Raw genomic sequence first — 19,045 nt, 5'->3', positions numbered from 1 at the left:
CTCCCGCGCCGCCAAAGCCGGCACCGCAGAAGCGTGTGTTCCGGCCGGCTCAGACCAATCCGCCGCCTGCCTCGACCTTTGGCGATTTCTTCGGCTCGCCACGCCAGCAGACGGCGCCGCCGCGTCCGCCGACGCCGATCGTCCCACGTCCACCGGCGGACGTCGGGCGATCCGCGGAAGCACCGTTCGGCAATTTCCTGAGATGGTGACGGCGTAGGGTGGGCAAAGCGACTTTTGCACCGCCGTTCTAACGAACGCCGGCGGAAGCGTGCCCACCATTCCGAGCGGAGCCATCGATGGTGGGCACGGCGCGAAGGGCGCCTTTGCCCACCCTTACGCCCCTAATCTAGTAGCGCCAGCGCGGTGGCGGGCGGCGCGGCGGCCGCGACAGCAATAGCCCGAGCGCCAAACCGAGGCCGCCGGCAACCAGCAAGGCGCCGATCGGATTGTCCTGCACGGTCTTGGTCAGCGCCTGCTGGCCGCTGCGAATAGTCTCGCCGCGATTCTCGTAAGTCTCCTTGGCGTAGTTGACGGCGGTGTCCGCGGCATCCTTGGCCTGGCCGTAAAGATTCTGCACCGCGCCGGCGGCTTCGCGCGCGCGGCCTGATGCTTCCGTCTTGCTGTCACCGGTCATTTCACCAACGGCGCCTTCCGCCTTGCCGGCAAACTCCTTGGCGGCACCAGCGATCCGATCAGTATCCATCGCGGTTACTCCTCTCCTTCTCCGGGAAAGTAACCGGCGAGCCCAGCCGCGGTTCCTGCGCCATCTTTTGCTTGAGCATGATCTTTTCGGAAAACCGGCGTCCACTTTTCCGGATCATGCTCTACAAAATCAGTCCGCCGTCGACGACGATGGTCTGGCCGATGATGTAGGCGGCGAGCGGCGAGGCCAGGAACAGCGCGGCACCCGCCATGTCCTGCGGCGTGCCGAGCCGCTTCAGCGGAATGCGCTCCAGCGCGCCTTCGAGCCGCTTCGGGTTCGCCGTCGTCACCCTGGTCATCTTGGTATCGACCAGACCCGGCGCGATGCCATTGACGCGGATGCCATCCTCGGCCCAGGCCTCGGCAAGCGTCCGCGTCAATCCGACCGCGCCGGTCTTCGAGGCGTTGTAAGCGGGATTTCCCATCGTCGAATGATAGGCGGCAGTCGAACTGACGATGATGAGCGAGCCTTTGCTCGCGCTCAGCATCGCCTGGAATTTGGTCGCACACGCCATCAAGCTCATGAGGTTGACCTCGACGACCTTGCGAAAGCCTTCCATCTCGAACTCGCCGCGGCGGTAGATCACCGCGCCCTGCGCCAGCACCAGCACATCGAGCCGGTCGAAGGTCGGCTTGAATTGCTCGATCGCATGAATGTCGCCGACGTCGAGCTGCGAGTATTCCAACCCTTCCAGATGCGAACCTTCTTCGGCCGAATAGTCGCTCGCCTTGGCGCGCGTGCCGCAGACATGCACGCGCGCGCCCTTGGCGCGAAATGCTTGCGCGATGCCGTTGCCGATGCCGCTGGAGCCGCCCACCACGAGAACCTGCCCGCCGCTGAAATCGAGTTCGTTCATCGCACGCTTTCTCCCTTGCTTCTTGCTTGTTTGACCTGTCTGCGGATCGATGCCAGCCTTGTCAATCCTGCAACCTGTTCCCTCATCCCACGAGTCACGCGATGTCCGAATTCAAACAGCTCAGCCGCTCTGTGCAAGGCTTGACCGTTCTCGTCACCGGCGCCGCCAGCGGCATGGGCCGCGCCACCGCGTTGGTATTCGCCACTGAGGGCGCCAACGTCGCCGTCACCGACATCACCGCCGAAGGCACGGAGGCGGTTGCGCAGGAGATCGGCAACAGCGGAGGGAAAGCAAAGGCGTGGGTGCTCGACGTCGCCGATCGCGATGCAATCCCGGCCGTGATTAACGGCGTCGCCGCGCATTTCGGCGGGCTCGACATCCTCGTCAACAACGCAGGTATCTCCGTGCGGGTCGCGATCGACGACGACGGCTATGACGAGGCCTGGGCAAAGGCGATCGCTGTGATGCTGACCGCGCATCAGCGCATCATCCGCACCGCTTTGCCGCATTTGCGAAAATCGAAATGCCCGCGCATCGTCAATATCGCTTCCACCGAAGCGCTCGGCGCTACCGCATTGCACAGTCCTTATTCCGCGGCGAAGGCCGGCGTCACCGGGCTGACACGCTCGCTTGCCGTGGAACTGGGCCGCGAGGGCATCACCGTGAACTGCGTCTGCCCGGGCCCGATCCGCACTGGAATTACCGACCGGATTCCGGAAGAGCATAAGACGATCTATGCCAAGCGCCGCACGGCGCTCGGCCGCTATGGCGAGCCGGAGGAGGTCGCGCACATGACCTTGAGCCTGTGCCTGCCGGCGGCGTCATTCCTGACCGGCGCGGTGATCCCGGTGGATGGCGGGCTGATGGCGCGAAACGCGTGATGCGCTGCAGCGTGTCCGAGCATCCTCGTGCAAGGGGCCATGCGCCGGCGCCGCGTTGACATGGCAACGTCACAGGATAGCCTTTCCTCAAACGAAGCGGAAAACCGCCTGCACATGAGGAGAGAACGCCATGGCCATCGCGATCCGGCAGCTCCACCCGCATTTTGTCGGTGAGGTCACAGGCCTCGATCTGCGAAAGCCGCTGACCAGGCAGGAAGCGATCGACGTCGAGGCGGCGATGGACAAATACGCGGTGCTCGTCTTCCACGACCAGGACATAACAGACGAGCAGCAACTGGCCTTTGCGCTGAACTTCGGCGAGCGCGAAAACGCGCGCGGCGGCAACGTGACCAAGAAGGAGGATTATCGCCTGTCCTCAGGGCTGAACGACGTCTCCAATCTCGGCAAGGACGGCAAGCCGCTGCCGAAGGATCACCGCACCCATCTGTTCAATCTCGGCAACTGCCTGTGGCATTCCGACAGTTCGTTCCGGCCGATCCCGGCGAAATTCTCGCTGTTGTCGGCGCGGGTGGTGAACTCGAAGGGCGGCAACACTGAATTCGCCGACATGCGCGCGGCCTATGACGCGCTTGATGACGAGACCAAGGCTGACATCGAGGACCTGATCTGCGAGCACTCGCTGATGTATTCACGCGGCTCGCTCGGCTTCCTCGACTATAGCGACGAAGAGAAGGAAATGTTCAAGCCGGTGCTGCAGCGCCTGGTGCGGACCCATCCGGTGCATCGCCGCAAGTCGCTCTACCTTTCATCGCACGCGGGCGCGGTGCGCGGCATGAGCATGCCGGAAGGCCGGCTGCTGCTGCGCGACCTCACCGAGCACGCGACCCAGCCGGAATTCGTCTATGTCCACAGGTGGAAGCTGCACGACCTCGTGATGTGGGACAATCGCCAGACCATGCATCGCGTCCGCCGCTACGACCAGTCGCAGCCGCGCGACATGCGCCGCGCCACCGTGGCCGGCACCGAGCCGACCGTGGCGCAGCAGGCTGCGGAGTAGCTGTCGTCCCGGGCTTGAGCTGGGCCCCATAACCACAAGTGTGCTATGAGGTGAGACTGGAGCCGCAAACTCCCCGCCTCTCCCCTTGTGGGAGAGGCCGGGATTTCACGCGGCACGCGGGAAATACCGGGTGAGGGGTTTGCCTCCGCGTGCGTTCGTCCCTCGGTAGACCGAGACCCCTCACCCGGATCACATTCCGCTTCGCTGCATGCGATCCGGCCTCTCCCACAAGGGGAGAGGCGGAGTAGAGCAAGCGGTTATTGCAGGGAAACAAGAAAGAGCGGGAGTTACGCGTGGCCAGCTTCGTTCGAGAGCATGCCGACGTCGATGCCGATCTTGCGCAGGGCACGGTCGTATTTGTCCTCGACGTCGTCGCCGAAGATCAATTCCGGATCGGCGTCGCAATGCAGCCAGCCATTGTGCTGGATCTCGCTTTCGAGCTGCCCCGGGGCCCAGCCGGCATAGCCCAGGGCCAGGATCGCATGCTTGGGGCCGGAGCCCTTGGCGATCGCCTTCAGGATATCGACGGTTGCGGTCAGGCAAATCTCGTCGTCGATATTCAGCGTCGCATCCTGGATGTAGAAATCGCTGGAGTGCAGCACGAAGCCGCGGCCGGTATCGACCGGGCCGCCCTTCATTACCTTCATGGTCTCGGCATTTTCCGGCAGCTTGATCTGGTCGGCCTTCTGGATGATGTCGAGTTGCACCAACAGCCCCGGGAAATCGATGCTTCCGGCCGGACGGTTAACGATGATGCCCATCGCCCCCTCGGCGGAATGCGCGCACATGTAGATGACGGAGCGCTCGAAGCGGGGATCGCTCATAACCGGCATGGCGATCAGGATCTGGCCGTCGAGATAACCGCTGCCCGACGAATTGTCGCCGACGCCGGCCACCTTGCCGCGGGCGGTCTTTGGTGCTTTGCCTTCAGGAGTCATCTGAAAGGCCTCCATGCTGATTTGACATCCTGATATTGGGTGAGGCTTCTGTCAATCAAGCTCAACGCCGTATTCGCGCCATCCATCACACGCAATTCAATGGTTTACGCAATAACCAGCCGGTAAAGACGTTCCATGATCGCCATAGTTCCCATGCGGGTTGCGCTCGGCCTGCTAGCCACTCTTTCAGTCGTCTGGCCTGCGACAGAGGTACGTGCCGAGGATTCCTCGCCCTGGCAGCGGGACGCCCATTCGGCGGTACGGCTGCTCGCAGGCTCGCGCAGCGGCGCGGTTTTGCTAGGCGGTATAGCCATCCAACTCGAGCCCGGTTGGAAAACTTATTGGCGTACCCCCGGCGATTCCGGCGTGCCGCCGCGTTTCGATTTCTCGAAGTCAGAAAATGTCGACGCGGTGACGGTGTTATGGCCGGCGCCGATGAAATTTGACGACGGCGCCGGCGGCACCTCGCTCGGCTACAAGCACCAGGTGGTGCTGCCGCTTCGGATCGTCGCCAAGAGTGCCGACAAGCCGCTGATGCTGCGCGCCAACATCAATTATGCGGTGTGCGAGAAGCTGTGCATTCCTGTGGAGACCAGCGTCGAGCTTGCCTTTGCGAGCGTCGCCTCTACCGAGGACGGCGCGCTGTCATCCGCGCTCGACACCGTGCCGAAGCCGGCCAATATCGGCGATCCCAACCCGGTCACGATCCGCGATGTCAAACGCAGCGGCAAGTCGACCGTGCTGGTCGATGTCGCTGCGCCCGAAGGCAAAGAGGTCAGCCTGTTCGTCGAGGGACCGACGCCGGACTGGGCCCTGCCGGTGCCGAAACTCGAGCCGAACTCGCCACCCGGGGTGAAACGGTTCTCCTTCGAGCTCGACGGCCTGCCGCCGGGCGCCAATCCGGACGGTGCCGCGCTGAAATTGACCCTGGTCGGCGGCGACCGCGCCTACGAGTTCAACACCAATCTGGATTGACCCCTGTAGCCCGGGTGAAGCGCAGCACAACCCGGGAACAGCGGCGCACGCAGAAAGACCGGCCCCGGATTGCGCTTCGCTCCATCCGGGCTACGGTTTCACCGCTATCCACCGAACCCATTCTTAACGTTTCGTTGATACTTCACGGCCCTCGCCGCCGCTTTTTCCGGAACTTCGCCTTGGCCGTGATGGACGCCCAATCCGCAACCGCTTCGCCCACGGGCATGATGGCGCGCATGCGCGGCCTGATCGGCGGCTCGGGCGAGGCATCCGTCACGCGGCGGCTCGCGGGGACGATCTTCGTCATCCGCGTCGTCAGCGCGGTCGCCGCCTATCTCTCGCAAATCCTGCTCGCACGCTGGATGGGCAGTTCGGATTATGGCGTCTACGTCTATGTCTGGACCTGGGTGCTGCTGCTCGGCAGCATGATGGATTTCGGCATTTCGGCCTCCGCGCAGAAGCTCATTCCGGAGTACCGCGCGGCAGGCGAGCACGCGCTATTGCGCGGCTTTCTCTCCGGCAGCCGCTGGCTGACTTTTGCGGTGTCGACCGCGGTCTCGCTGCTGCTCGCAGGCCTCGTCAGGCTGCTGTCGCCATGGGTCGGCACGGACACGATCGTGCCGCTTTATATCGGCTGCCTGACGCTCCCGGCCTTCGTGGTCGCCAATACCCAGGACGGGATTGCCCGTTCGCATGACTGGATGCGGCTCGGGCTGATGCCGCAATTCATCGTGCGCCAGGCACTGATCATCGGCTTCACCGCCGGCGCTGTCGTGCTCGGCTTCGATCTCGGCGCCACCGCCGCGATGCTCGCCAGCGCCGCGGCGGTGTGGATCGCCATGATCGGCCAGATGCTGGTGCTGAACCGCAGGCTCGCGGCCCATGTCGAGCCCGGTGAGAAGGCCTACGACGTCAGCGGCTGGCTTGCGATCTCGCTGCCGATCCTGCTGGTCGAAAGCTTTTATCTCCTGCTGTCCTACACCGATGTGCTGGTGCTGCAGCAGTTCCGCTCCTCCGAGGAGGTCGGCGTCTATTTCGCCGTGGTGAAGACGCTGGCGCTGGTGTCCTTCATCCACTACGCGATGGCGGCAACGACAGCGCATCGCTTCGCCGAATACAACGCGCTCGGCGACAAGGCGCGGCTGTCGGCCTATGTCGCCCATGCGATCCAGTGGACGTTCTGGCCTTCGCTCGCCGCGACCATCCTGCTGCTCGCCTTCGGCAAGCCGCTGCTCTGGCTGTTCGGGCCGCAATTCGTCGTCGGCTATGACATCATGTTCCTGGCGGCGATCGGGCTCGTGGTGCGCGCCGCGATCGGCCCGGTCGAGCGGCTCCTCAACATGCTCGGCCACCAGAAGATCTGCGCGCTCGCCTACGCGCTCGCCTTCGTCATGAACCTGGTACTGTGCGTCGCGCTGGTGCCGCACTTCGGCGGCCATGGCGCCGCCATAGCTATATCGACCTCGCTAAGCTTTGAGTCGGTGCTCTTGTTCTGGATCGTCCGCCGGCGGCTCGGGCTGCACGTGCTGGCGTTCGGGAAGATCGGTTCCAGGCCATAGCAATTCCTGCTGACGCGGCGTATATTTTCAACATGACCGCAGCACACCTAAAAGATCTTCTGGAACGTGTTCGGACGTGGCCCGAAGCCGCGCAGGATGAGCTCGTTGCCGTCGCAGAGCAAATCGAGAATGAACTGCGAAGCGACGAGTATGTCGCGACGCATGAGGAACTGCTGGCGATCGATGCCGCGATAGCCTCGATCGACGCCGGCGAAGTCGCTACCGAGCGCGAGGTCGAGGCCGCCTTTGCGAAGTTTCGTCCGAAATGAAGCTTGTCTGGTCTCGGCGAGCGCTCGCTGATCTGACCGAAATCGCGACTTACTATTCGACCAACGCCAGTCCGACTATAGCCAGATCCATTGAGGATCGATTTCTGGTCGTGTTAGACCGCATTCGCCGCGCACCCGAGTCAGCGCCACGGGTCTCCCAACGCTCCTCTGTCCGCGTCGTTGCAGTCGTCCGCTATCCGTTCAGGATTTTCTATCGAGTCCGCGGCGATGCCGTCGACGTTCTACGCATCCGCCACACGTCGCGGCGTCCCTTCGTTCCAACCGGGTTGGAGTGATAGGGTCATGTCCCCTCCCGACCGACGTCGAGAGGGACACGCGAGAAAGGCCCTACTCCGCGGTCCAGCCGCCATCGATGGAGTAGTTCGAGCCGGTGATCTGGGCCGCGTCGTCGCTGCACAGAAACAGCGCGAGCGAGGCGACCTGGTCGGCGGTGACGAATTCCTTGGTGGGCTGGGCCTGGAGCAGCACGTCCTTGATGACCTGCTCCTTGGTCATGTTGCGCGCCTTCATGGTCTCCGGAATCTGGTGCTCGACCAGCGGCGTCCAAACATAGCCCGGGCTGATGCAGTTGCAGGTGATCTTGAAGGTCGCGAGTTCGAGCGCCGCCGTCTTGGTGAGGCCGGCGATGCCGTGCTTGGCGGAGACATAGGCCGACTTGAAGGGCGAGGCGACCAGCGAATGCGCGGAGGCGGTGTTGATGATGCGGCCCCAGCCGCGCTTCTTCATGCCCGGAATCGCGGCGCGGATGCCGTGAAACGCCGACGACAGGTTGATCGCGATGATCGCATCCCACTTCTCGATCGGAAATTCCTCGATCGAGGAGACGAACTGGATGCCGGCATTGTTGACGAGGATGTCGACCGAACCGAAGGTCTTTTCGCCGAGCGCGATCATTTCGGCGATCTCGGCGGGCTTGGTCATGTCGGCCGGCGAATAGGCGGCCTTGACCTTGAAATCAGTCTCGATGCCGGAGCGCTCCCGCTCGATATCGGCCGGCACGCCCATGCCATTGATGACGACATTGGCCCCAGCGCTGGCGAATTTGCGCGCGATCGCCAATCCGATGCCGCTGGTTGAGCCGGTCACGACGGCGGTCTTGCCTGTCAACGTAGCCATATCTGCTTCACTCCTTCTTGCGTGCGGGGAACGGATCGACGTCCCCCGTGAGATCGTAGGTCACCATGGTTTCGCCGGACTGCGGTCGTTCTAGCCATTCTTTGTGACGCATCGACAAATGCACGTCGCGGACGCCCGCCTCCCAGTGCTCGACCATGGCGACATGGGAGAAGTCGTAATCCTTCGACGACGTCTCGTAGTTCTTGCTCCGGTAGATCAGGTGCACCACCGTGACGGTGTTCTCCTTGGAGGCCTGCCGCAGCAATTCAACGGAGGGGTCGTTCTTCAGATAATCCGGCAGCTTGCCGATGAGGTCGCGCACCGCCATGCGCGCATTGTGGATCTGCCTGTTCTTGTCGGTGTTCATCCGCGTGCGGCTGGAATAGCGGATGTCCTTTTCGCGCTCGGCCGCTTCGAGCAGCGAGTTCGGCAACGGCCCGCGGGCGCTGAACAGGTCGACCTGGAAGATCAGGAGATCGCGGCGGGTCTCCTCATCAAGCACGAAGTCGAGCGGAGTGTTGGAGGCGATGCCGCCATCCCAGTAATGCTCGCCCTCGATGAGGACGGACGGGAAGCCGGGCGGGAGCGCGCCGGAGGCCATGATGTGCTCGGGGCCGATCTTCTTGCCGAGCTTCTTGAACTCGTAATTGTCGAAATACCTGAAATTGCCCGAGGTCACGCCGACCGCGCCGACCGAAAGCCGGGTCTTGAGATCGTTGATGCGGTCGAAATCGACCAGCCGCTCCAGCGTCTTCTTCAGCGGCGCGGTGTCGTAATAGCTCTGCGACTCCGAGCTGCCCATGGGCCAGAACGGCGCCGGCGGGATCCGCGGCGCGAAGAAGCCGGGGACGCCGAATGTCGCGATGATGGCGGCGCTGGTCTCGTTGAACAAGGTGCGGGCGCGGTCGCCTGGCGTCACCGGATTCCAGGATACCGGACGCGATACCATCTCCCAGAATTCCTTTAAGCGCGGCAAGCGCTTGTCCGGCTCGTTGCCGGCGATGATCGCAGCATTGATGGCGCCGATCGAGATGCCGGCAATCCATTCCGGCTCGAAGCCGGCGCGACAGAGCGCCTGAAACGCTCCGGCCTGATAGGAGCCAAGGGCGCCGCCGCCCTGCAGGACCAATACGCGCTGCGCCTTGGCGGGCGTCGTGGCGGGCGCGGGATCGGAAGTATCCATCGTGACCGTCAATCAGTGGGGCATAATGGCGTGCACCGTGGCCGCAGTTCGCGACCGCGTCAATCGGCGTGATCGAGGCTTTCGATCACACAGAGTTAGGTTGACGCCAGGATCAGCGTCCAGAACACCTTGTATTTGGTGTTCGGTGCGTAGCTCGCCGCGATGCCTAATTTTGTGACACCGCCCTTGAGCATATTGGCCTTGTGCGGCGGCGAATCGCGCCAGCCGGAAAACGCTTCCGCCAGCGTATGATAGCCGGCCGAGACGTTTTCGACCGCCACCGTCGCTGGATAGCCGGAGCCTTCCAGCCTTTTGCCGAGCGGCGCCTTCACGTCATGGTCCATCTTGTTGCGGGCCGCCATGGCCTGCGACTGCTGCTCGGCGAGCTTCACGAGCGCAGGGTCCACCACCACGGTGCCGAGGCCGTTGTTCTGGCGATATTGCGAGATCATGGTCGCGGCGGCCTGGGTGTCCAGGACAGCGCCGGGTGCAGCCATGTTGACATACATGGCCGGCTGTTCCGGAAGTGGAGTGTCTGTCGCGCAGCCGCCCAGCACCAGAAGCCCAAGAAGGGCGACCGTCGTCCGTTTCACTGAAAGGATTCCCCCAAGGTTGGTCCGCCGTTGTTGCATACCAACCGTGGCTGAATGGTGAACGCGGGACGATTTTTTGCGGCGGCGGTTGCCGTCCGCGAGGTCCCGTAGCCCGGATGAAGCGAAGCGTAATCCGGGGCTTTCTCGCAAGCGGATGCAGATCCCGGGTTGCGCTTCGCTTCACCCGGGCTACAGGGCTAATCGTGAACTGCGAAGATGCGGTAGCGGCGGGGCTCCAGCGAGATGACTTCGCCGGCCTGCAGTTCCCGGTCGCGCGGCGCATCGATCTCGATCACGGTCTTGCCTTCGCTGTCGGCAAGCGCGACCTCGGCACGCTGGATCGGGCCGAAGGAACGGACACGGCGCACCGCCCCTTCCAGCGATCCGCCCCCCGCCGGGCCGATCTGCATGTCATGGCGGCGCACGAACAATTTGGAGGCGCCGGGCGCCGCGCCATTGGCGGCGATGTTGAGCGGCCTGCCGCCGAGCCGGACCGCGCCGTCGCTGACATCGACCGGCAGCACGATGGATTCGCCGATGAAGCCGTGGACGAAGGCCGTCGCCGGATTGTCATAAACCTCACCGGGGGTGCCGATCTGCTCGATACGGCCCTTGTCCATGACCACCACGCGGTTGGCGACCTCGAGCGCCTCTTCCTGGTCATGGGTGACGAAGATCGAGGTGACGTGAATTTCCTGATGCAGCGAGCGCAGCCATTGCCTGAGCTCCTTGCGCACCTTGGCATCCAGCGCGCCGAAGGGCTCGTCGAGCAGCAGGATGCGCGGCTCGATTGCGAGCGCACGGGCGAGCGCGATGCGCTGGCGCTGGCCGCCGGATAGCTGGCTGGGAAAGCGATCCGACAGCCAGTCGAGCTGCACGAGATCAAGCAGCTCCTTGACGCGGGCGCGGATCGCCTTCTCGTCCTTGCGGATCGCGCGCGGCTGCACGCGCAGGCCGAAGGCGACGTTCTCGAACACCGTCATGTGGCGGAACAGCGCGTAGTGCTGGAACACGAAGCCGACATGGCGCTCGCTGGCGCCCCGGCCAAGCGCATCCTCGCCGTCGATCGTCACTTCGCCCGCCTCGGGCCAGTCGAGACCGGCAATGATCCGGAGCAGCGTGGTCTTGCCGGAGCCGGACGGCCCGAGCAGCGCCAACAGCTCGCCGTCGCCGACCTTCAGGCTGACATTATCGAGCGCTGCGAAATCGCCGAACTTCTTTACGATATTTTTGACTTCAATCGTCACTGACCATCTGCCCTTCGTCCAGACGCCGTTCGAGGATCGTCTTCACGACCAGCGTGATCAACGCCAGCATCGCAAGCAGCGACGCGATCGCGAACGACGCCACGAACTGATATTCATTATAGAGGATTTCGACCAGCAGCGGCATGGTGTTGGTCTCGTTGCGGATATGGCCCGAGACCACCGACACCGCACCGAACTCGCCCATCGCGCGCGCGTTGCACAACAGGACGCCGTAGAGCAGGCCCCATTTGATGTTGGGCAAAGTGACGCGGAAAAAGGTCTGCAGCCCTGACGCGCCCAGTGAAACCGCCGCTTCCTCCTCTTGCGTGCCCTGCTCCTGCATCAACGGGATCAACGCGCGCGCGACGAAGGGGAAGGTCACGAAGATGGTGGCGAGCGCAATGCCGGGCACAGCAAACAGAATGTGGATGTTGTGCGCCTGCAGCCATGGCCCGAAGAAGCCCTGCGCGCCGAACAGCAGCACGAAGACCAGGCCCGAGATCACGGGGCTGACGGAAAACGGCAGATCGATCAGCGTGATCAAAAAAGTCTTGCCGGCAAAATCGAATTTCGAGATCGCCCAGGCCGCAATCACGCCGAAAATCAGGTTGAGGCTGACGGAGATCGCCGCGATCAGAAGCGTCAACCAGATCGCCGAGAGCGCCTCCGGCTCGGTGAGCGCGACGAAATAGGCCGTGACGCCGCGCGAAAACGCCGACGCGAACACCACGACCAGTGGCAGCACCACGAACACGGTGAGGAAGATCAGCGCCAGCGCGACGATCAGGAAGCGGATCGGCCGGGGCTCGGTGCGCAGATCCCGCTTCGAGGCCGCCGTGTGCGGGCGTACCTTCTCCCGCTGCGACGGCGGCGAGACGACATTGAGGTCTGCCGTCGGGGCGTAGGCCCGCACCTGCGTGGTGGAGGAGGCCAGATTCGATTGCAGCGACATCGATGCTGGCCCCTCAGTGGGTGGGAATGCGGGTCTGCGCCCAGCGCTGCAGGCGATTGACCGCGAAAATGATGACGAAGGAAGCCAGCAGCATGACCACCGCGATCGCGGTGGCATCCGCATAGCGAAATTCGGAGAGCCGGATCACGATCAACAATGGCGCGATCTCGGAGACATTCGGCAGATTACCGGCAATGAAGATCACCGAGCCATATTCGCCGACGGCACGGGCAAAGGCGAGCGCAAAGCCGGTGAGGAGCGCCGGGATCAGGCTCGGCAGGATCACGCGAAACACCGTGTGCCAGCGGTTGGCGCCGAGGCTTGCCGCGGCCTCCTCGATCTCGGGATCGAGATCGATCAGCACAGGCTGTACCGTCCGCACCACGAAGGGAATGCCGATGAAGACCATGGCGACGAAAATGCCGATCGGCGTGAACGCGACCTTGATGCCCAGTTCGGCAAGCGGCGCGCCTAACCAGCCCTTCTGCGCAAAGAGCTGGGTCAGCGCGACGCCGGCAACCGCGGTCGGCAGCGCGAAGGGAATGTCGACGATCGCATCGAACAGCCGCCGTCCCGGAAAGCGGTAGCGCACCAGCGCCCAGACGATGATCGTGCCCATCACCAGATTGACGCAGGCCGCGGCAAACGAAAGCCCGAACGAAATCTTCAGTGCGCTCAGGGTGCGGCGGCTGGTGACGATGCCCCAGAACTGATCGAAGCTCAGCTCAAACGTCTTGAGAAACAGACCCGCGAGCGGAATTAGGACGATAACGGAGAGCCACGTCAGGGTCAGTCCCATCGTGAGACCGAATCCCGGCAAAGTGCTGCGCCGTGCAACCGCTGTGCTCACCTATCCCCCTGCTTCTGCCCCCACGGGCCCGACCAGATCAATTCTTGTAGATCTGGTCGAAGATGCCGCCCTCGGCGAAGTGCTCCTTCTGCGCCTTGGTCCAACCACCGAAAACGTCGTCGATGGTAAAAAGTTCAACCTTGGCGAAGGATTTCTCGTATTCCTTGGCAATCTCCGGATCGCGCGGACGGTAAGAATTGCGCGCGGCGATTTCTTGGCCTTCCCTGGTATACCAATATTTCAGATAGGCCTCGGCGATCGCCCTGGTGCCCTTCTTGTCCGCAACCGCATCGACGATCGCGAGCGGCGGCTCGGCGAGGATCGACAGCGGCGGCGAGACGATCTCGAACTTGTCCTTGCCGAATTCGCGCTGCGCCAGAAACGCCTCGTTTTCCCAGGCGAGCAGCACGTCGCCGACGCCGCGCTCGACAAAGGTGACGGTCGAGCCGCGTGCACCGGTGTCGAGCACGGGCACGTTCTGATAGAGGTCGGCGACGAACTTCTTGGCCTTGTCGGCGGAGCCGAACTTCTTCTGTGCGTAGCCCCAGGCGGCGAGATAATTCCAGCGCGCGCCGCCCGAGGTCTTCGGGTTCGGCGTGATGACGGCAACGCCCGGCTTGATCAGGTCGTCCCAATCCTTGATGCCCTTGGGATTGCCCTTGCGCACCAGGAAAACGATGGTCGAGGTGTAGGGTGCGGCATTCTGCGGCAGGCGCTTCTGCCAGTCCGGTGCGATCAGGCCTTTGGCTGCGACCGCGTCGACGTCGTAAGCGAGCGCGAGCGTGACCACGTCGGCCTGCAGGCCGTCGATCACGGCGCGCGCCTGCGAGCCGGAGCCGCCATGCGACTGCTTGATCTCGACGGTCTTGCCGGTCTCCTTCTGATAGGCGGCGGCAAACGCCTTATTGAAATCGGCATAGAGCTCACGCGTCGGATCGTAGGACACGTTGAGCAGCGAGTAATCGGCGGCGAAGGCCGAACCCGCCCACAGCAAGCCCGCGACGAGCGGCAGGATACGACGGATCATCTCTATCTCCATTCAAATCAGATGAAGCAACACCGGAGCACGCGGAACATAACTCGCGGCGGAAAACGCTTTAGTCAACGGAACCGCATTTCATTGTTTGCGGCGTGGCAGCGTCATTGTCCTAAGAAGTCTTCATCGTATGAATGCCGCATTCTGTCTTGGCACGGCCGCGCCAGCGACCGGCGCGCACCTCCTCATCAGGCGCGGTGCGGCTGGTGCAGGGCATGCAGCCGACGGACATGTACCCGGAGGCAATAAGCGGATGCGGCGGCAGCTTGCCGTCCCGGTAGATCGCTTCAATCTCTTCGCGCGTCGCGTTGGCGAAGGGATTGAATTTCAGGCGGACGCCGTCTTCCTCGACCACGGGAATGTCGGCGCGGGCGCCGCCCTGAAAGCGCTTGCGCCCATTGAGCCAGGCCGCGAACGGCGCCAGCGCGCGCGAGAGCGGCTCGACCTTGCGGATGCGGCAGCAGGCGTCGGGATCGGAGAACCAGAGATCGCGCTCGGGATCTTCGCGACCAAGCGTCTCCTCGAGCGGCTTGATCGAGCGAACATCGGTCAGACCAAGCGTGTCGATCAGCGTGTCGCGATAGGCAAGCGTTTCCGCGAACAGCCAGCCTGTATCGAGAAAGATCACGGGGATGGCCGGATCGACATCGGCCATCACCTTCAGCAGCGCCGCCGATTCCGTGCCGAACGACGAGACCAGCGCAAGGCGCTCGCGGCCGACCGTCTTCAACGCGGTCTCGATGACCTCGAACGGCGTCGCCGCGCACAGGGCGCGATTGAGCTCCTGCGCCGACCGCGCCTCGACCGGCATCTCGGGCGCGAGCGTGCTCATGGGCTGGCGCTTTCGGAATGGCGCAATTGCGTGCGGCGGCTCAGCGCGGTGGCGCGGCCGTCGCCGGTCGGCTGGTAGAATACGGTGTAGCGTTTCACCGTCTCCGCGAAGGCGTCCGCATCCTTTTCCTTCTTCACGTCGAGCGCGTCGAAGCCGGCGCGCAGCATGAACACGAACTGGTCGCGAAGCACCTGGCCGGTGGCGCGCAATTCGCCGTTGAAACGATAGCGCTCACGGAGCAGCCGCGCCTGGCTATAAGCGCGGCCGTCGCGGAAGGACGGAAACACCAACGCGACCGCAGCGAGCCGATCGAGATAGGGCACGAGATCGTCGAGGTCACGGTTATTGGGCCAGATCACGCCGACCTTGCCCGGCCGCTGCAGCAGCGCCTCGGAATCTTCGAGGAAGCGCGCCGCCGTCACCAGGATCGCGCCATCAGCCGGAATCTCCGCGCCATCGGCGACATGGACGTAGATGTCGGTTGCGATTTTTCCGTTCTTAACGAGTGGCATAGACCCGCTCCCTGAAAGGTTCGACGCCGAGCCGCTTGACCGTGTCGATGAAGAGTTCATCGGGGGAATCGCGCAGCGCCAGATAAGCCTCGACGATGTCCTCGACCACGTCGGCGACCTCGGCATAGGGCACCGAGGGGCCGATCAGCGTGCCGAGCGCGGCACTCTCATCGGCGCGGCCACCGATCGTAATCTGGTAAAATTCCTCGCCGTTCTTCTCGACACCCAGGATGCCGATATGGCCGACATGGTGATGGCCGCAGGCATTGATGCAGCCGGAGATATTGATGTGCAGCCGGCCGATCAGGCCCGCGGTGTCATGATTGGCAAAGCGCCGCGTCAATTCCTGCGCGATCGGGATCGAGCGCGCGTTCGCGAGCGAGCAGTAATCGAGCCCCGGGCAGGCGATGATGTCGGAGACCAGATTCACGTTCGGCGTCGCGAGCCCGACCTTGTCGAGCGCCTTCCACAGCGCCGGCAGGTCGCGCTTGGCGACGTGCGGCAGCGCCAGGTTCTGCTCATGGCCGACGCGAATCTCGCCGAAGGAATAGCGATCGGCGAGATCGGCGATCACGTCCATCTGCTCGGCGGTGGCGTCGCCGGGCGGGCCGCCGACCGGCTTCAGCGACAGCGTCACGATCGAATAGCCCTGCGCCTTGTGCGGAAACACCGAATTCTTGCGCCAGCGCTCAAACAGCGGATCGTGCGCCGCCTGCTTGAGCTCGTCGGGCATATGCGGCAGCTTCTCGTAGGCGGGATAGCTGAAGCGCGAGCGCACTTCCTCGATCGCGGCATCATCCAGCGTCAGCGCGCTGTCGCGCAATAGCTGCCACTCTTCCTCGACTTCCTTGCCGAACTTCTCGATGCCGAGCTCGTGCACCAGGATCTTGATGCGCGCCTTGTAGATGTTGTCGCGGCGGCCATACTGGTTGTAGACGCGCAGGATCGCCTCGACATAGCTCAGGATGTCGCGGCCGTGCACGAACGGCTTGATGGTCTTGCCGATGAACGGCGTGCGGCCGAGTCCGCCGCCGACCAGCACCTCGAAGCCGGTCTCGCCATCGGCATTCTTGTGCAGCCGCAGGCCGATGTCGTGGATCCGGATCGCGGCGCGGTCGTGATCGGACGCGGTGATCGCGATCTTGAACTTACGCGGCAGGAACGAGAATTCCGGATGCAGCGTCGTGTGCTGCCTGAGCAGCTCCGACCATATGCGGGGATCCTCGACCTCGCTGGGCGCGACGCCCGCCCACTGGTCCGAGGTAACGTTGCGCATGTTGTTGCCGGAGGTCTGCATGGCGTGGATGCCGACTTCGGCAAGATCGGCGAGCGCGTCCGGCAGCTCGGCGAGCTTGATCCAGTTGAACTGGATGTTCTGCCGCGTCGTGAAGTGGCCGTAACCGCGATCGTAGCGGCGCGCGACATAGGCAAGCGCGCGCAGTTGCTTTGACGACAGCGTGCCATAGGGGATCGCGACGCGGAACATATAGGCGTGGAGCTGCAGATACACGCCGTTCTGCAATCGCAGGATCTTGAATTCGTCCTCGGTGAGTTCGCCGGAAAGGCGGCGCTTCACCTGGTCGCGGAATTCTTCGACACGTTCGTGAAGGAGCGTGCGATCGAGTTCGTCATATGCGTACATGAGGGAGAACCTTAAGCCGGAACCGGAAGCTCGATGGTGAGGCCTTCCGACCGGATATGTTCGCGGAGATTGCCGGGCGCAATCTCTCCATTGTCCTTGATTTCGACAGGCGCGATGTAGGAACCGATGGCACCGACATCGTCGGCAACCGCTTCGGCAAGCAGCGCCCGCGCATCGTCGGATGTGCGCACGATCGCGGCATCAGCGAGGCGCGACGACCAGCCATGCTGCGGCGTGCGATAGATCACCACGCCGTCATGAGTGCGGTTGGCGGTCACTACCGAAGGCCCGGTAATTCTGATTTTCTTCTGTTCAAGCGGAGAGGTCATTCGGCAGCTTCCAAAAGTTCCGAGATCACTTGGTTGAGGTTGGCTTGACGCCACGGCGCGGAGTGGGAGACGACGTCGCCGATGACGAGGATGGCGGGGCCGCCATCGGTCTTCTCGACCAGCGACGGCAAATGTTCGAGCGTTCCGACCGCCGCCTTGGCATCCAACCGCGTCACCCGCGCGAACACGCCGACCGGCGTTTGCGGCGAGCGACCGGCGGCTAGGAGGCCGGCGCGGATCGTCGGCGCCGCGGTCATGCCCATATAGACGACGACGGTCATCTTCTTGTCTGTTAGCGCCGACCAGTCGACAGTCTCGGCGTCGCGCGCCTTGTGCGCGGTGAGGAAGGTGATGCGCAGCGCCTCATGGCGGAAGGTAAGCGGCGTCTCGAATTGTGCGGCGGCGCCGAGGCCCGCCGTGATGCCGGGGATCACCGAATAGGCGACGCCCGCCTGGCGCAGCGCTTCGATCTCCTCGCCGCCGCGGCCGAAGATGAAGGGATCGCCGCCCTTCAGCCGCACCGCGCGCTGTCCTGATTTCGCAGCCTCGATCATCAGTCTGTTGATCGCGTCCTGGCCGATGCCGGGCTTGCCGACGCGGCGGCCAACCGGGATGCGCGATGCGTCGCGGCGCGCGCGGTCGAGAATCTCCGATGACACCAGTTCATCGTAGAACACGACATCAGCGTCCTGCAGCGCGCGCAGCGCCTTGATAGTGAGGAGATCCGGATCGCCGGGTCCCGCACCGACCAGCGTCACATGGCCCTTGGCCTTGCCGAGTGCGGTCGCGCCGGCAAAGGCGGAGGGATCGGAAATCTGCTGCAGCGCCTTTTCCGCTTCGCCCCTCTTGCCGGCCAGCACCAGCGCGCCGATCGGACCGTCGACAATGCGCTCCCAGAAGCGGCGGCGCAGCGCGAATTCGCCGATACGCGCGTGAATTGATTTGCGGAATTGGCCGATGAAAGACGCGAGATCGCCGATGCGGGCCGGCAGCACCGCCTCGATCCGCTCGCGCACGCGGCGCGCCACAACAGGCGAAGCGCCGCCGGTGCCAACGGCGACCACGACATCGCCGCGATCGACGATCGCCGGGAAAATGAAGGTGGAATGGTCGAGATCGTCCATCACATTGACGGGCAGGCCGACAGCCTTCGCACGCGCCGCCATCGCAACACCCATATCGCCGGCGCCCGCGCAGAGCACCGCGATGACGCCGCTGAGATCGGCGACGAGCGGATCGCCTGTCGCGAGTTCGACACGCGTCGCATCGATCCCGCTCACATCATGATTGCCATCGGTCGCAAACCAGCGGACGCGCGCGCCGGCTGCCGCGAGCAGACGCAGCTTCGCACGCACGAGGTCTCCGGCGCCGACCAACAGCACCACGCCTGTTTGCAGATCCAGGAACACCGGCAAGAACCGCATGCGCCACTCGCTTCCCCAACTTATGGGTTGACTGAAATTTTATTCTATATATGTGTCGGCAAGCGCCCGCAAAGAGAAATTTATTTCTTCTCTATTGCATCGCAACTAT

Annotated in this window: 21 protein-coding genes and 1 pseudogene; 7 read left to right on the top strand and 15 right to left on the bottom strand. The window is 63.6% G+C overall.

All coding sequences use genetic code 11. The features are described 5' to 3' along the window. Positions 1–209, top strand: a pseudogene (locus tag CWO89_RS46935) (DUF459 domain-containing protein); the annotation flags it as partial. Between the two features lie 137 nt (positions 210–346). Here the strand turns inward: CWO89_RS46935 and CWO89_RS14415 are convergent. Beyond that, entirely contained in the window at positions 347–703 is a 357-nt protein-coding gene (locus CWO89_RS14415; protein ID WP_130579460.1) for a CsbD family protein, read from the bottom strand. A gap of 121 nt (positions 704–824) precedes the next feature. Further along, positions 825–1,559, bottom strand: a complete 735-nt coding sequence (locus tag CWO89_RS14410; RefSeq protein WP_130579459.1) for an SDR family NAD(P)-dependent oxidoreductase — start codon at positions 1,557–1,559, stop codon at positions 825–827. A 101-nt stretch (positions 1,560–1,660) separates the two neighbouring features. Here CWO89_RS14410 and CWO89_RS14405 point away from each other — a divergent pair, with 101 nt between their 5' ends. Together CWO89_RS14405 and CWO89_RS14400 are read left to right on the top strand one after the other, a co-directional pair. Then, positions 1,661–2,440, top strand: a complete 780-nt coding sequence (locus CWO89_RS14405) for an SDR family NAD(P)-dependent oxidoreductase (RefSeq protein WP_165421145.1) — start codon at positions 1,661–1,663, stop codon at positions 2,438–2,440. A gap of 130 nt (positions 2,441–2,570) precedes the next feature. Next, complete coding sequence (locus CWO89_RS14400; protein ID WP_130579458.1) at positions 2,571–3,458, top strand: TauD/TfdA dioxygenase family protein; 888 nt, start codon at positions 2,571–2,573, stop codon at positions 3,456–3,458. A gap of 287 nt (positions 3,459–3,745) precedes the next feature. Here the strand turns inward: CWO89_RS14400 and CWO89_RS14395 are convergent, their stop codons facing one another. Next, positions 3,746–4,396 (bottom strand): YqgE/AlgH family protein, encoded by a 651-nt coding sequence (locus CWO89_RS14395; protein WP_130579457.1) that lies wholly within the window; start codon positions 4,394–4,396, stop codon positions 3,746–3,748. Positions 4,397–4,531: 135 nt separating this feature from the next. Between CWO89_RS14395 and CWO89_RS14390 the strand changes: the two genes are divergently transcribed. The 4 genes from CWO89_RS14390 to CWO89_RS14375 all read left to right on the top strand — a co-directional run bounded on the left by CWO89_RS14390 (position 4,532) and on the right by CWO89_RS14375 (position 7,495). Continuing rightward, positions 4,532–5,371, top strand: coding sequence for a protein-disulfide reductase DsbD domain-containing protein (locus CWO89_RS14390; RefSeq protein ID WP_130579456.1), 840 nt, complete (start codon positions 4,532–4,534; stop codon positions 5,369–5,371). Positions 5,372–5,550: 179 nt separating this feature from the next. Further along, positions 5,551–6,930 carry a lipopolysaccharide biosynthesis protein gene (locus CWO89_RS14385; RefSeq protein ID WP_165421144.1) on the top strand — a complete coding sequence of 460 codons (1,380 nt, stop codon included), beginning with the start codon at positions 5,551–5,553 and terminating at the stop codon, positions 6,928–6,930. Between the two features lie 32 nt (positions 6,931–6,962). Further along, positions 6,963–7,199: a hypothetical protein gene (locus tag CWO89_RS14380; RefSeq protein ID WP_130579455.1), complete on the top strand. Its 237-nt coding sequence runs from the start codon at positions 6,963–6,965 to the stop codon at positions 7,197–7,199. Beyond that, positions 7,196–7,495, top strand: a complete 300-nt coding sequence (locus CWO89_RS14375; RefSeq protein ID WP_130579454.1) for a type II toxin-antitoxin system RelE/ParE family toxin — start codon at positions 7,196–7,198, stop codon at positions 7,493–7,495. The genes CWO89_RS14380 and CWO89_RS14375 overlap by 4 nt, the downstream gene beginning before the upstream one ends. A gap of 52 nt (positions 7,496–7,547) precedes the next feature. Here the strand turns inward: CWO89_RS14375 and CWO89_RS14370 are convergent, their stop codons facing one another. The 12 genes from CWO89_RS14370 to cysG form a co-directional block, all read right to left on the bottom strand. Then, positions 7,548–8,336: a 3-hydroxybutyrate dehydrogenase gene (locus tag CWO89_RS14370; protein ID WP_130579453.1), complete on the bottom strand. Its 789-nt coding sequence runs from the start codon at positions 8,334–8,336 to the stop codon at positions 7,548–7,550. Positions 8,337–8,343: 7 nt separating this feature from the next. Next, entirely contained in the window at positions 8,344–9,519 is a 1,176-nt protein-coding gene (locus CWO89_RS14365) for a DUF3734 domain-containing protein (protein WP_130579452.1), read from the bottom strand. 95 nt (positions 9,520–9,614) lie between these two features. Beyond that, positions 9,615–10,151: a CAP domain-containing protein gene (locus CWO89_RS14360; RefSeq protein ID WP_207234479.1), complete on the bottom strand. Its 537-nt coding sequence runs from the start codon at positions 10,149–10,151 to the stop codon at positions 9,615–9,617. A gap of 158 nt (positions 10,152–10,309) precedes the next feature. Continuing rightward, positions 10,310–11,359: a sulfate/molybdate ABC transporter ATP-binding protein gene (locus CWO89_RS14355; RefSeq protein ID WP_130579450.1), complete on the bottom strand. Its 1,050-nt coding sequence runs from the start codon at positions 11,357–11,359 to the stop codon at positions 10,310–10,312. Next, complete coding sequence (gene cysW, locus CWO89_RS14350; protein ID WP_130579449.1) at positions 11,349–12,311, bottom strand: sulfate ABC transporter permease subunit CysW; 963 nt, start codon at positions 12,309–12,311, stop codon at positions 11,349–11,351. Before cysW ends, CWO89_RS14355 begins: the two co-directional genes overlap by 11 nt. Before the next feature lie 13 nt (positions 12,312–12,324). Continuing rightward, the gene (cysT, locus tag CWO89_RS14345; RefSeq protein ID WP_165421146.1) at positions 12,325–13,131 is read right to left on the bottom strand and encodes a sulfate ABC transporter permease subunit CysT; all 807 of its coding nucleotides are present in this window, start codon (positions 13,129–13,131) and stop codon (positions 12,325–12,327) included. Between the two features lie 67 nt (positions 13,132–13,198). Continuing rightward, positions 13,199–14,188, bottom strand: a complete 990-nt coding sequence (locus CWO89_RS14340; RefSeq protein ID WP_165421143.1) for a sulfate ABC transporter substrate-binding protein — start codon at positions 14,186–14,188, stop codon at positions 13,199–13,201. Positions 14,189–14,309: 121 nt separating this feature from the next. Further along, positions 14,310–15,029, bottom strand: coding sequence for a phosphoadenylyl-sulfate reductase (locus tag CWO89_RS14335; protein WP_130579446.1), 720 nt, complete (start codon positions 15,027–15,029; stop codon positions 14,310–14,312). Further along, a complete protein-coding gene (locus CWO89_RS14330) occupies positions 15,026–15,541 on the bottom strand; it encodes a DUF934 domain-containing protein (protein ID WP_130579444.1) in 516 nt (171 codons plus the stop codon). The genes CWO89_RS14335 and CWO89_RS14330 overlap by 4 nt, the downstream gene beginning before the upstream one ends. Continuing rightward, positions 15,528–17,183 carry a nitrite/sulfite reductase gene (locus CWO89_RS14325; protein ID WP_130579442.1) on the bottom strand — a complete coding sequence of 552 codons (1,656 nt, stop codon included), beginning with the start codon at positions 17,181–17,183 and terminating at the stop codon, positions 15,528–15,530. The genes CWO89_RS14330 and CWO89_RS14325 overlap by 14 nt, the downstream gene beginning before the upstream one ends. A gap of 11 nt (positions 17,184–17,194) precedes the next feature. After that, positions 17,195–17,512, bottom strand: a complete 318-nt coding sequence (locus CWO89_RS14320; RefSeq protein ID WP_130579440.1) for a DUF2849 domain-containing protein — start codon at positions 17,510–17,512, stop codon at positions 17,195–17,197. Beyond that, positions 17,509–18,936 (bottom strand): siroheme synthase CysG, encoded by a 1,428-nt coding sequence (gene cysG / locus CWO89_RS14315; RefSeq protein ID WP_130579438.1) that lies wholly within the window; start codon positions 18,934–18,936, stop codon positions 17,509–17,511. The genes CWO89_RS14320 and cysG overlap by 4 nt, the downstream gene beginning before the upstream one ends. Positions 18,937–19,045 lie beyond the last annotated feature (109 nt).

Source organism: Bradyrhizobium sp. Leo170, assembly GCF_004296405.1.
Taxonomy (GTDB): Bacteria; Pseudomonadota; Alphaproteobacteria; order Rhizobiales; family Xanthobacteraceae; genus Bradyrhizobium.
The sequence above is the reverse complement of the archived record's forward strand: the minus strand, read 5'-3'. Positions and strand labels throughout refer to the sequence as shown.